Source organism: Sphingopyxis terrae subsp. terrae NBRC 15098 (assembly GCF_001598815.1).
GTDB classification, from domain to species: domain Bacteria; phylum Pseudomonadota; class Alphaproteobacteria; order Sphingomonadales; family Sphingomonadaceae; genus Sphingopyxis; species Sphingopyxis terrae.
This window is the reverse complement of sequence record NZ_BCZQ01000019.1, coordinates 27561-40528: the sequence shown is the minus strand read 5'-3', so window position 1 is coordinate 40528 and position 12968 is coordinate 27561. Positions and strand designations below refer to the sequence as shown.

The following is a 12968-nucleotide window of genomic DNA, read 5'->3' as shown; positions in this document are numbered from 1 at the left end:
GATCAGACCTTGGCGCGGAAGGGGGTGAAATCGGTCCCCTCGTCAAAGACGTCGACGCCCTCGCGGCGCTTGAGCGTGCCGACCACCAGATAGGTGACGGGGGTCAGCGCCGCCTCCCAGGCGGTCTTGATGAACCATTGCGACAGCACGACCTGATAAAGCTGCTCGGGCGGCCAGCCGGCGAGCCCGTAAAAGGCGAGCGGGTAGAAGATCAGGCTGTCCAGCCCCTGGCCGACGATCGTCGAACCGATGGTGCGCATCCACAGATGCCGGCCCTCGGTCCACAGCTTCATGCGCGCGAGGACATAGCTGTTGGCGAATTCGCCGACCCAGAAGGCGGTCATCGAAGCGATGACGATGCGCCAGCTGTTGCCGAACACGAACTCATAGGCCGCTTGCCCCGGCCAGTCGCGCGCCGGCGGCAGCGCGACGACGACCCACGCCATGAACGCCATGAAGACGAGCGCGGCGAACCCGGTCCAGATCACCCGCCGCGCGCGCGCATAGCCATAAACCTCGGTCAGCACGTCGCCGATGATATAGCTGATCGGAAAGAAGAGCACGCCCGCGCCGAACGCCCATTCGGTGCCCCACGGCAGGGTGACATAACTCGGCTTCGATGCCCCGATGATGTTGCTGAGCAACAGGATCGCGACGAACGCCGCCATCATCAGATCATAATAGCGGAACTGGTGCACGCTGGCGGCGCGGACGTGCACGGGATGGGCGGGCGGCGGAGACTCGGTCATCGCCGCATTGCTTAACCCGCTTTGCAGCCCCCGCAAACCACGCTATTCGCGCGATCCACAGCCTTGGTGCACGCGCCCGTAGCTCAGCTGGATAGAGCACCCGCCTTCTAAGCGGGTGGTCGCAGGTTCGAATCCTGCCGGGCGCACCATTTTCCGTTGCTCTTTATGGTGCGACATTGCCGCTCGCGGTCGGCTACGACATTTTCGTTCCGACTGGAAACGGCCGATTGCGGCCATCGGCCGACCTTTCTTCCATCGTCATCCCGGCCTTCGCCGGGATGACGAAAATGGAGGGCGGCAGCTTCCCACCCCGTTCGAGATATCCAGGCATCGCAACGGCGCTCGCCCGCTTCACCCTTGCGGCATTTCATTTATTCACGCACATGTGAGTGAGTGTTGACATCGCAGGGGGCCGCGGTCATAAATCCGCGGCAGAGACGGCTTCGATAAGGCCGTCCAGGAGGGAGAGGTTTCATGAAGGCACCGTTGCTCGTGTCCGCTTCGGCGGTCGCCCTGTTTGCGCTACCCGTTGCTGCCCAGGCCCAGTCGTCCGACGCGCCGCCGCCCGCCGACGAGGCGGCACGGGACGGCGCGCGGCCCAGCGAAGATATCATCGTCACCGCGACGCGCCGTAGCGAACGGCTGCAAGACGTGCCGCTCAGCGTCACGGCGTTCGGCCAGCGCGAGCTCGATGATCTGGGTATCGTCGGCTATGAAGGCATTGCGCAGAACACGCCCGGCATCGTCGTCAACCGGCCGACGCAGAATTTCAACAATTTCACTGCTCGCGGCATCAACACCAACGGCTATTCGGCGGGGCTGCAGAGTGCGGTTGCCATCTATGTCGACGAACTGCCGATCTCGGCGAACGGCAATTCGACCATCCTCGATCCCAATCTCTACGATGTCGAGCGCGTCGAGTTTCTGCGCGGGCCGCAGGGGACGCTGTTCGGATCGAACTCGCTCGCGGGTGCGATGCGGATCATCACCAAGAGCCCCGACCTCAATGCGTTTGCCGCATCGGCGAGCGTCGATCTGGGGCTGACGGGATCGAGTTCGCTGCGCCAGCGCTATAATGCGATGGTCAACGTGCCGATCATGCAGGACGAAATGGGTCTTCGCATCACCGGCTATTATCGCAACGAAGACGGCTGGGTCGACAATATCGGCACCGGGATCAAGGATTCGAACAGCCTTGAAGCCTATGGCGGCCGCGCGATCCTGCTGATGCGGCCCAGCGACCGGATGAAGGTAAAGCTGCTCATTTCCTATGAGAACAGCAAGCCCGCCGATTCGGGCCTGATCAATCCGACGCTTGGCAAGTTCGTGCGCAATTCGGACCGGCCCGACCTGTTTCAGGGCAAGCTCACCAACTATAATCTCACGGTCAATTACGAGTTCGATTTCGCCGAGCTGATCAGTTCGACGACGCTGTCGACCTATGATGCGTCCTTCTATGTCGACCTGGCCGGCACCTATGCGCAGGCTTTTCCCTTCGCGCTCGACGCCTATGGCTATGACGATCTGTTCGTTCAGGAAACGCGGCTCGTCTCGCGTGGCGACGGGCCGTTCCAGTGGGTTGCGGGCTTCTTCTATTATGACAAGCGCCGGAGCGTCGATTTCGCCTATCGGTCGAGCCCCGAATATCTGGCGGCGAAGAATATCGTCGGGCTGCCCGACGAATATTATCAGCGCTTCAACAGCTATACCGACCAGAGCGAGGTCGCGGGCTTCGGAGAGCTGACCTACAAGTTCAGCGACAAATTCTGGATCACCGGCGGGCTGCGCTACGGTAATACGCAGGTGCAAAGCTTCACCCGCGGCGGCGGCTACAACAGCAATTACCTGACCATCGCCTATTGCCTGTCCTTCCCGGCGGCGTGCGGCTTTTATGTGCCGCCGCTCGCGATCACCTCGATCCCCTATGCCGAGGGGCTGAAGGTTTCGGACGACCGCCTGTCGTGGAAGGCGAGCGCGTCGTGGAAGCCGAGCGAGGATCTGACGACCTATGTCACGGTATCGACCGGCTTTCGTACCCCGGTGGTCAATGCGCGCGCCGGGCTGGTGAGCACGATCGATCCCAATGATATCGTCATCCCCAGCGGCGCCCGTTCGGACAGCGTGACCAACTATGAGGCCGGGCTGAAGGGCCGGTGGCTCGGCGGCGACCTGACCGCCAATATCGCCGCATATTATATCGACTGGAAGAATATTCAGGTTCAGGCGAACCGCGTGTCGGATTCGATCCAGTTCGCGACCAATATCGGCGGCGCCGAAAGCTATGGCCTGGAGTTCGAGATCATGGCGCGGCCCATCCAAGGCCTCAGCCTCGCGGTCAACGGATCGTTCAACGAGGCGAAGGTGACCAAGCTGACGGCGGTCGAGGCGGCGATTTCGGGCGCCGAGGTCGGCACCCGGCTGGCCTCGCCCCATTTTCAGGGTTCGGCAACGCTGCGCTATGATTTCCGGATGGCCGGCAGCAACAGCGGCTTCGGCGCGGTGAACGTGTCGCATGCGGGGTCATTCCCCAACCAGTTCCCCAACGTGCCGGGCAAGCCCAATGTGGTCAGCCCGACCTTCGATTATACCGAGGCCTGGACCAACGTGAACCTTTACGCGGGGGTCAAGCTCGGCGCGCTCGGGCTGACCGCCTATGTCGAAAATCTCTTCAACGACAGTTCGATCACCTACGTCCACCCCGAAGCCTTCCTCGACGGTCGCTACGCCCGGATGCGCCCGCGCACCGTCGGCGTTCGCGCGGACTATCGCTTCTGATCGGCCCGAGAAGGAGAGACATCATGCCCCGCTTGCGGATCTGCGCGCTCGCGCTCTCGCTTCTTCTCCCGGCCCCGATCGCGGCGGCGGCGGCGGCGGATGCCGATCCGGTGGTCGCGGCCCCCGCGGGTAGCGTGCGCGGCGTTGCGGAACGCGACGTCCGCATATTCCGGGGCATTCCCTATGCCCAGGCCCCCGTCGGGGAGCGCCGCTGGCGTCCCCCGGCGGCGGCGGCGGACTGGGACGGGGTGCGCGACGCGAGTCAGTTTGGTGCCGCGTGCATGCAGCCCAAGCCGCGCGCCGGGAATATCTATGCGGGAAGCTTGCCCGCGATGAGCGAGGATTGCCTGTCGCTCAACGTCTGGGCGCCCGAAAATGCGAAAAATGCCCCGGTGTTCGTGTGGATACACGGCGGATCGCTGATGTCGGGATCGGGCGCCGAACCGCTTTATGACGGCAGCGCGCTGGCGCGGCGCGGGATTGTCGTGGTGACGATCAACTATCGGCTCGGCATGTTCGGCTATTTCGCGCACCCGGCGCTCAGCGCCGAGGCCTCCGATCATGTGTCGGGCAATTACGGCCTGCTCGACCAGATCGCCGCGCTGCAATGGGTGAAACGCAACATCGGCGCCTTCGGGGGCAATGCGGCAAATGTCACCGTCGCGGGCGAATCGGCCGGTGCGCTCAGCGTGATGTATCTGATGACGGCACCCGCTGCGCGCGGCCTGTTCGCCAAGGCGGTGGCACAGAGCGCCTATATGGTGTCGGCACCCGCACTGCGCGACCGGGTCAACGGCATGGTTCCGGCCGAAGAGCAGGGGAGTGATCTGGCCGCCAAGCTTGGGGCGACCGACCTTGCGGCGCTGCGGGCGCTGCCCGCCGAGACGATCGCCGACAAGGTGCCGACGACGGGCTATTTCCCCTTTCCGGCGATCGACGGCAAGACCGTGCCGCGCCAGCTCGTCGACAGCTTCGATCGCGGCGAACAGGCGCCGGTGCCGATATTGGCGGGTTTCAACAGCGGCGAAATCCGGTCGCTGCGCTTTCTCTTGCCGAAGCCGCCGGCCGATGCGGCTGCTTATGAGGCCGCGGTTCGCGCTGGCTATGGCGAGTTCGCCGACATGTTCCTCGCGCGCTATCCGGCCAAGAACATCGACGAAAGCATGCTCGCGGCGACGCGCGATGCGATGTACGGCTGGACCGCCGAGCGGCTGGTTTCAGACCAGGCGGCGGCGGGCAAGGGCGCCTATTTCTATCTCTTCGATCATGGCTATCCCGCGACCCAGGAGTGGAATCTCCACGCCTTTCACGCGTCCGAACTGCCCTATGTATTCGGCACCGCGTCGCGGACACCGCCGTTGTGGCCGAAAATTCCCGACACGCTGGCCGAGCGCAAGCTCAGCGAAGCAATGGGCGATTATTGGGCGAGCTTTGCCGCGACGGGCAAGCCGCAGGCCAAGGGTTGGCCGGACTGGCCCGACTATGCCGACGATCGCGGCTTTCTGCATTTCGCGGACACACCGCGCGCTGGCCACAATCTCTTCCCCGGCACCGCGGCGCTGCACGAGGCGGTGGTCTGCCGCCGCCGCGCGGCAGGCGATATAGCGTGGAACTGGAACGTCGGCATCATCGCGCCGTCGCTGCCTCCGAAGGCCGAGGGGTGCCAATGATCGACGGTTCGATGCAGTCCTATGCCCTGACGCTCGACAAATTCCTCTCCCATGCCGCGAAATGGCATCCCGGCGCCGAAGTGGTGTCGGCGGGACTGGACGGCGGCGTGCGGCGCATCGCCTATGCGGCGCTTCGCGACCGGGCGCTGCGCGTTTCAGCGGCGCTGGCGGCGCTCGGGATCGCAAAGGGCGCGCGGGTCGCGACGCTGGCCTGGAATACGCAGGGCCATGTCGAGGCGTGGTACGGCATCATGGGGATGGGCGCGATCTGTCACACGCTCAACCCGCGCCTGACCCCGGCGCAGCTCGGGTCGATGCTGCGCCAGTCGGAAGCGTCGGTGCTGCTGGCGAGCGCCGACCTTCTGGGTCTGGCACGCGACGCGACGCGCGGCCTCGGCGCGCCGCCGCGCATCCTGCTGCTCGACGAAGCCGAAGGGGAGGATGCGCTCGAACCGCATATCGTCGGCGCGGCCGCCGATGTGCCGTGGGGCGATTTCGACGAGAATACCCCGTCGGGGCTGTGCTTTACATCGGGCAGCACGGGCGCGCCCAAGGGCGTCACCTACACGCATCGTGGTTGCTATCTTCACACGATGCGCCAGCTTCAGGCCGACGTCCTCGGTATTACCGCGCGCGATGCGGTGATGCCCGTCGTGCCGATGTTCCATGCCAATGCGTGGGGAATTCCCTTCACCGCGCCTGCTGTCGGCGCCAAGCTGGTGCTGCCCGGACGGCACAGCGACGGCGCGCATCTTGCCCGGCTGATCCGGGCCGAATGCGTTACCGCGGCGGTCGGCGTGCCGACGGTGTGGCTGGGGCTGGTCGAGCATCTGGAGGCCGAGGGCGGCGAGGTGCCGACGCTCGAGCGTATCCTGGTCGGCGGGTCGTCGATGCCGCCGGCGCTGATGGACCGGATCGAACGGCGACTGGGGGTCGAGGTGCAGACGAGCTGGGGCATGACGGAGTTGTCGCCGCTCGGGACGGCGGCGCTGCCGGGCGACCCGGCGCGGCGGCCGGATCTGTCGGGGCGCCCCGCGATGGGCATCGACCTGCTGCTCACCGACGGCGACGGGCGGGCGCTCGCCGAGCAGCGCGGTGCCGAGGGGCATTTGCGCGTGCGCGGCGGCTCGGTCGTCGAACGCTATTTCGGGCAGAGCGAGCCGGCGACCGATGCCGATGGCTGGTTCGACACCGGCGACCTCGCGCGGATCGACGCCGGGGGCAATCTGACCATCACCGGGCGCGCCAAGGATCTGATCAAATCGGGCGGCGAGTGGATTAATCCCGCCGAGATCGAGGCGATCGTCGCGGGGCTGCCGCAAGTGTCGCTCGCCGCGGTGATCGGGCGCAGCGATCCGAAATGGGGCGAGCGGCCGATCCTGCTCGTCGAAACCTGCGACGATGCGATCAGCGACGCCGATCTTCTGGGTTCGCTCGATGGCCGCGTCGCATCCTGGTGGGTTCCCGATGCCGTCGTGCGTCTGGCCGCGATGCCGCTCGCGCCGACGGGCAAGATCGACAAAATGCAATTGCGGGCGGAATATGGACAGGTGTAGGCCCACGCGGTCGCACCCGATTGAACGAAGCCCCGGAAGGAAGTGAATTTGGCGTCGAAGGCAAAGACTGCGGCAAAGCGGCCATCGAAGGCGGAGCAGCGCGCCGAAATGATGGAGCAGATTCTCGACGTCGCCGAACTTCTGTTTTCGAAGCATGGCTTTCACGGCGTCACGCTGAAGGATGTCGCAAAGCAGGTCGGCGTCCACCACACGCTGCTGAACTATTATTTCGACGACAAGCAGACGCTGTTCGATGCCGTTTTCGCGCGCCGCGCCGTCGTTACGATCGACCGGCGGATGCAGGCACTCGACGATTATGAGCGCGCAGCCGCGGGCAAGCCGACAGTCGAGGGTGCGCTGCACGCCTTTCTCGACACCGACCTCGACCTCTATATCCAGGGCGGCGAGGGGTGGAAGAATTACGGGGCCTTTGGCGCACAGGCGTCGAACAGCCCCGAAGGCGCGGAATTCATGGACAAATATTTCGATCCCGTGGTCTTGCGGCTGATCGACATATTGAAAAAGGCGCTGCCCGACGCGGCCGAGGAAGATATTTTCTGGGGCTATCACTTCGTCACCGGCGCGCTGATGCTCACGCTCGCGCGGACCGGGCGTATCGATAAATTGTCGCACGGCCTGTGCCTGTCGGACGATTATGAAGCGGTAAAGCACCGGATGGCGCGCTTCATGGCGGCAGGTTTCCGCGAAATTTGCGAGCAGCGAAAGCAGGATAGGGGCTGACAGGCCGATACGCCGCAGTTCGATGGGGATTCGCGGTACGCATAAATAAATTCACTCACTAGTGAGTTATGATTTGAAAGCGAGAGGGCGGCGATGAAGAGGGACTTGCAGGACCGGGTGGCGATCGTGACCGGAGCGGGCGGCGGGCTGGGCCGCGCCCACGCGCTGATGCTGGCGCGGCACGGCGCGCGCGTCGTCGTCAACGATCGCGACGCCGCCGCCGCCGAAGCCGTGACGGCCGAGATCGTCGCATCGGGCGGGCAGGCGATCGCGGCGCCCGCTTCGGTCACCGACACCGCTGAGGTCGCGGCGATGGTCGATGATGCGACCGCCGCATGGGGCGGCATCGACATATTGATCAACAATGCCGGCATCCTGCGCGACAAGAGCTTTGCGAAGATGGACATCGACGATTTCCGTCTGGTCGTCGACGTCCACCTGATGGGCGCCGCCATCTGTTCGAAGGCGGTGTGGGACCAGATGCGCGCGCGGCGCTTCGGACGCATCGTGATGACGACCTCTTCGTCGGGGCTCTACGGCAATTTTGGCCAAGCCAATTACAGCGCTGCAAAGATGGCACTCGTCGGCCTGATGCAGACGCTCGCGCTCGAAGGCGAGCGGCACAATATCCGGGTCAATTGTCTGGCGCCGACCGCGGCGACGGCGATGACCGACGGCGTGCTCGCGCCCGAAGCGCTGGCGCGGCTGGCGCCCGAGGCGGTGAGCCCCGGGCTGCTCGCGCTGGTCGGCGATACCGCGCCGACGCGCGCCATCCTCTGTGCGGGGGCCGGGCATTTCGCGAGCGCGCATGTCACGCTGACCGACGGGCTGTTCGTGGGCCGCGGCGAGGATGCGGCCGCGCGCGTGGTTTCGGAATGGGACCGCATCACCGATCGCCGCGGCGAGGTCGTGCCGGCCTATGGCTTCACGCAGGCCGAGCGCGAACTGGCGAATGCGGGTTTCACGGCGCCGACGATGGCGGTGCAACGCTGACAATCCCCGGGGCGTGGCGGACGGGCCGGTCAAGAGCCCGCCGTCGCTGCCGGGACGAAGGGAGAAGGATATGACGACCGACAGCCAGGCCGCGCCCGAAGCGGGCAAGGGGCAGAATGAGAAGCTGGTGATCGCCGCTTCGTCGCTGGGGACAGTGTTCGAATGGTATGACTTCTATCTCTATGGCCTGCTCGCCACGGCGCTTTCGCATCACTTCTTTTCGGGGGTGAACGAAACGACGGGCTTCATCCTTGCGCTGATGGCGTTTGCCGCGGGGTTTGCGGTGCGGCCGTTCGGCGCGCTCGTCTTCGGCCGCGTCGGCGACATCGTCGGCCGCAAGAATACCTTCCTCGTCACCATGGCGATCATGGGACTGTCGACCTTCGCGGTCGGCTTTCTGCCCGGCTATGACACGATCGGGGTAGCGGCACCGATCATCCTGATGCTGCTGCGTCTGTTGCAGGGACTGGCGATCGGCGGCGAATATGGCGGCGCCGCCGTCTATATCGCCGAACATGCCCCGCCCGGAAAACGCGGCCTCTACACCAGCTTCATCCAGACGACGGCGATGATCGGGCTGATCCTGGCGTCGACCTTTGTCGTGTCGCTGCGATTGTTCATGGATGCCGATACCTTCAACGCCTGGGGCTGGCGGCTTCCCTTCATCTTTTCGATCGTGCTGCTGTCGGTCGCGCTGTGGATACGCCTGCAGCTTGAGGAAAGCCCGGTGTTCCAACGGATGAAGGCGGCCGGCGCGACGTCGAAGGCGCCGCTGAAGGAGGCCTTTGGCGAATGGCGCAATTTGAAGATCGTGCTCATTGCGCTGTTCGGGGCGGTTGCGGGGCAAGCGGTGATCGGCTTTGCCGCGCACCTCTATCCGCTCTTCTACCTCGAACGTATCGCGCGGGTGGACGGCGCGACCGCCAATTTCCTCGTCGCGACGGCGCTCCTCATCATCATTCCAAGCTTCGTCTTCTTCGGCTGGCTCAGTGACCGTATCGGCCGCAAACCGATCATGATGACCGCCTGCGTGATCGCGGTGTTCGTCTATTTTCCGCTCTACAAGGCGCTCGTCGTCGCCGCGAATCCCGCGATGGCCGCGGCGGTCGAACGCGCGCCGGTCACGGTCATTGCCGATGCCGGCGAATGCTCGTTCCAGTTCGACCCGATCGGCAAGAACAGCTTTGACCATTCGAGTTGCGACATCGCCAAATCCTATCTGGCAAAGAACGGCATCAACTATGCCAATCGCGATGCGCCGGCGGGAAGCGCCGCGTCGGTGCGCGTCGGCGACCGCGTGATCGCCGTCGCCGACCCGGTGGGGCTCGACAAGGATGCTCGGGCGGCGGTGGTCGCCGCCTTCGGGCGCGAGGCGAAAACGGCGCTCGATGCGGCGGGCTATCCCGACAAAGCCGATCCGGCGCAGGTCAACAAGGTCAAGGTGATTCTGATCCTCTGCGTCTTCGGGCTGCTCGCGACGATGGTCTATGGCCCGCTCGCCGCGCTGCTCGTCGAGCTGTTCCCGGCGCGCATCCGTTACAGTTCGCTGTCGCTGCCCTATCACATCGGAAACGGCTGGATCGGCGGCTTCATGCCGACGATCGGCTTCGCGATGGTCGCGGCGACCGGCAATATCTATCAGGGGCTGTGGTATGCGGTCATCATTGCGGCGGTGACCGCGGTCGTCGGCATCCTGTTCCTGCCCGAAACCTACAAGCGCGACATCGAGGCATGAGCGGCGGCGATGCCATTGCGCGCCGCGCGCTGATCCAGGGGGCGGTCGGCGCCGCCGCTGCGCCGGTGCTGCTCGGCAACGCCCCGGCGCCGGCGCGGCGCAAGCCCGCGCCGAAGGGCTTTCTCTGGGGCGCGGCCATCTCGGCGCACCAGAGCGAAGGGAATAATACCAACAGCGACGCCTGGCTTGCCGAGAATATCGAACCGACGCTGTTCAAGGAGCGGTCGGGCGACGCGTGCGACAGCTATCACCGCTACGATCAGGATTTCGCGCTCGCGCAGCAACTCGGGTTGAACTGCTACCGGCTTGGCATCGAATGGGCGCGGATCGAGCCGAGCGAGGGGCATTTCTCGAACGCCGAACTCGCCCATTATGCCCGGGTGCTGACTGCCTGCCGCGCGCGGGGGCTGGCTCCCGTCGTGACGCTGAGCCACTTCACCGTGCCGCTGTGGTTCGCGAAGCGTGGCGGGTTCGAGGTTGCCGACGCGCCGCAGCTCTTCGCGCGCTATTGCGCCAGGGTCGCGGAGCGGCTCGGCGGGCTGATGCATCTCGTCACCACCTTCAACGAAGCCAATATCGGCCTGCTCGTGTCGCTGTTCCCCCAGTCGGAAGCCGGTGCGGAGCTGCAACGGGCGGCGCAGGCGGCCGCGGTCGCCGCAACCGGATCGCCCAAATTCTCGCGCCTCGCCTTCGCCGATCCTGCGGTTACGACCCCGCTGATGCAGGAGGCGCATCGTCAGGCCTATGCGGCGATCAAGGCGGCGCGGCCCGAACTTCCGGTCGGCATCACGCTCACGACGCAGGATATCCAGTCGGCCGGCGCACCGTCGCTCGTCGCAGATTATGAGCGGCGGCTCTACGGCAACTGGATCGATGTCGCCCGCGACCACGCCGACTTCTTCGGGGTGCAATGCTACACGCGGCTCGTCTTCGACGAAAAGGGCATGGTGCCGCCCCCGAAGGACGCCGAAAAGACGCTGTCGGGTTATGAATTTTATCCGCAGGCCTTGGCGAATACGATCCGCTGGGCGCACCGGACGATCGGCAAGCCCATCTATGTCACCGAAAGCGGGGTCGCCGTCGCCGACGATGCGCGCCGCATCGCCTTCATCGACGCGGCGCTCGACGGGGTCCGCGCCTGTCTCGACGAAGGCATTGCCGTCCACAGCTATATCTACTGGTCGCTGCTCGACAATTTCGAATGGACGTCGGGCTATGCGGTACCCTTCGGGCTGGCCGCGGTTGATCGCGACACTTTCGTCCGCGCCCCGCGACCCAGCGCGCATCACTTCGGCGCGATCGCGCGCGCGAACCGGATCTAGAAACCTACACTATCTCGGCGCGGCCGCGGCAAGGAGCAGCTTCCGGAAGGCGGCGGCCGTCGCCGCGACCGCACCCGCATCGACGCAGCGCGCATCGTCTCCTTCGACATGATGGAAACGATGGACGCCGAAAATGCCTGCGACCGATGTGTAGCCTGCGGCGATGATCGCGGTGAGTTCGCCGGCCGACAATTTGTCGCTGGGGTAAGGGCTTTCAAGTCCGGCAAAGCCCGCGAACAGGCGCCGCGCCGTCGCAAGCAGCGGGGGGCTGACGACCAGATAGCGCTGCGAATCGGTGCCAGCCAGCGGGGCGAGGCCGAACAGGCCTTCGTGCCAGTCACGCGCCGCGAGGTTGGCGCCAAGGTGGAGCCAGAAATGCGTCGCGTCGGGCTTGGGGGCCACCGCCTTCAGCGCCTCCTCGGCGCCCAGATTTTCATATTCATGGCCGCTGTTGCACAGGAAAGCGAGGTTGTGGTCGGGGAGCAGCGCCGGGATAGCGCGGACCAGGTCCAGCCATGCGGCAATGCCGCCGCCGCGCTCGCCCGCACAGTCGGTCCAGCCCGAACGCGGAGTCGATACCACCACCCATTTCGCCTTGCCGCGGTCGAGTCGCCCGATGACGTTGAAGGCGCTCCGCCGCCTACCCTCGCCGGTCAGGCGCACCGTCGCCGCGTCATGGCGCATCGCTGCCTCCCAAAAAGGTGCGGCGTCGGCAGGCGCGAGCAGACCAACCGGACCCACGAACATCGGCGCGCGGCCATCGGCATTGAGCGCGATGATCTTGCCCGTCGGTCCGTTGGTGACGATCACCGCCGCCTTGGCGCCCGCCGCGAAGGCGGTCTCGACGGGCGCGCGGACCGGTTTGGCGAGCGCCGACGACCAGCGGCCATAGGGCAGGTCGACGAGCGCGATCGCGCCTGCCAGCGGCGCGTCGGCGCGGCCCTGCGCATCGACGCGCACCAGCGGCCCCGTCACGCCCCCGGCGGCGGTCGGCGTCACGATCGGCTGCGGCATCAGCGCGGCGCGGATGTCGCCGACGACGATGTCGCACGGTCCGGCGCCGAAATGGGGAACAGAGATGGCCGGCTTTTCGACCGTATAGCCCGCACGCGCGAGCTGATCGGCGAGCCAGTGGCCGCACGCATTGTCGCCGGCGCCGCCTGCGCGCTTGTTGCCGAAACCGATATAGGCGGCGAGGTCGCTCGCGATCGTGTCGCTCGTCGCCGCAGCCGCGTGCGCGGCGCCGGCGGCGACGGGAAGGGCGGTTGCGGCGGCGATGAAATGGCGCCTTGTCGGATCGGTCATCGGCTCTCCCTTGCGGCTGTTCCGCCGCCATTGCTTGGCCGCGTTGCCATGTGATGCGAGGCCGGCGCCCGTCAATGACGATCGGCCGCTTGATATTCACTCACAAGTGAGCGTAAGTTCTT

10 protein-coding genes and 1 tRNA gene are annotated in these 12968 nt (G+C 65.6%); 9 read left to right on the top strand and 2 right to left on the bottom strand.

Features of this window, described 5'->3' with window-relative positions; genetic code table 11:
* Positions 1–2: 2 nt before the first annotated feature.
* Positions 3–749 (bottom strand): queuosine precursor transporter, encoded by a 747-nt coding sequence (locus tag STE01S_RS12555; RefSeq protein WP_003049541.1) that lies wholly within the window; start codon positions 747–749, stop codon positions 3–5.
* Positions 750–821: 72 nt separating this feature from the next.
* On the opposite strand from STE01S_RS12555, the gene STE01S_RS12550 reads away from it, so the two are divergent.
* The 9 genes from STE01S_RS12550 to STE01S_RS12510 all read left to right on the top strand — a co-directional run bounded on the left by STE01S_RS12550 (position 822) and on the right by STE01S_RS12510 (position 11541).
* Positions 822–898, top strand: a tRNA-Arg gene (locus STE01S_RS12550).
* Positions 899–925: 27 nt separating this feature from the next.
* Positions 926–1138 carry a hypothetical protein gene (locus STE01S_RS12545; RefSeq protein ID WP_062768109.1) on the top strand — a complete coding sequence of 71 codons (213 nt, stop codon included), beginning with the start codon at positions 926–928 and terminating at the stop codon, positions 1136–1138.
* 85 nt (positions 1139–1223) lie between these two features.
* Positions 1224–3524: a TonB-dependent receptor gene (locus STE01S_RS12540; protein ID WP_062768106.1), complete on the top strand. Its 2301-nt coding sequence runs from the start codon at positions 1224–1226 to the stop codon at positions 3522–3524.
* A 23-nt stretch (positions 3525–3547) separates the two neighbouring features.
* A complete protein-coding gene (locus STE01S_RS12535; RefSeq protein WP_062768103.1) occupies positions 3548–5194 on the top strand; it encodes a carboxylesterase/lipase family protein in 1647 nt (548 codons plus the stop codon).
* Positions 5191–6750: an AMP-binding protein gene (locus tag STE01S_RS12530; RefSeq protein ID WP_062768101.1), complete on the top strand. Its 1560-nt coding sequence runs from the start codon at positions 5191–5193 to the stop codon at positions 6748–6750. The genes STE01S_RS12535 and STE01S_RS12530 overlap by 4 nt, the downstream gene beginning before the upstream one ends.
* Positions 6751–6798: 48 nt before the next feature.
* Positions 6799–7491 carry a TetR/AcrR family transcriptional regulator gene (locus tag STE01S_RS12525; protein ID WP_003038903.1) on the top strand — a complete coding sequence of 231 codons (693 nt, stop codon included), beginning with the start codon at positions 6799–6801 and terminating at the stop codon, positions 7489–7491.
* A 93-nt stretch (positions 7492–7584) separates the two neighbouring features.
* A complete protein-coding gene (locus STE01S_RS12520; RefSeq protein WP_040589026.1) occupies positions 7585–8484 on the top strand; it encodes an SDR family NAD(P)-dependent oxidoreductase in 900 nt (299 codons plus the stop codon).
* A gap of 70 nt (positions 8485–8554) precedes the next feature.
* Positions 8555–10219 (top strand): MFS transporter, encoded by a 1665-nt coding sequence (locus STE01S_RS12515; protein ID WP_062768098.1) that lies wholly within the window; start codon positions 8555–8557, stop codon positions 10217–10219.
* Positions 10216–11541, top strand: coding sequence for a glycoside hydrolase family 1 protein (locus tag STE01S_RS12510; RefSeq protein WP_062768095.1), 1326 nt, complete (start codon positions 10216–10218; stop codon positions 11539–11541). The genes STE01S_RS12515 and STE01S_RS12510 overlap by 4 nt, the downstream gene beginning before the upstream one ends.
* Before the next feature lie 9 nt (positions 11542–11550).
* Here the strand turns inward: STE01S_RS12510 and STE01S_RS12505 are convergent, their stop codons facing one another.
* The gene (locus tag STE01S_RS12505) at positions 11551–12846 is read right to left on the bottom strand and encodes a PA domain-containing protein (RefSeq protein WP_062768292.1); all 1296 of its coding nucleotides are present in this window, start codon (positions 12844–12846) and stop codon (positions 11551–11553) included.
* Positions 12847–12968 lie beyond the last annotated feature (122 nt).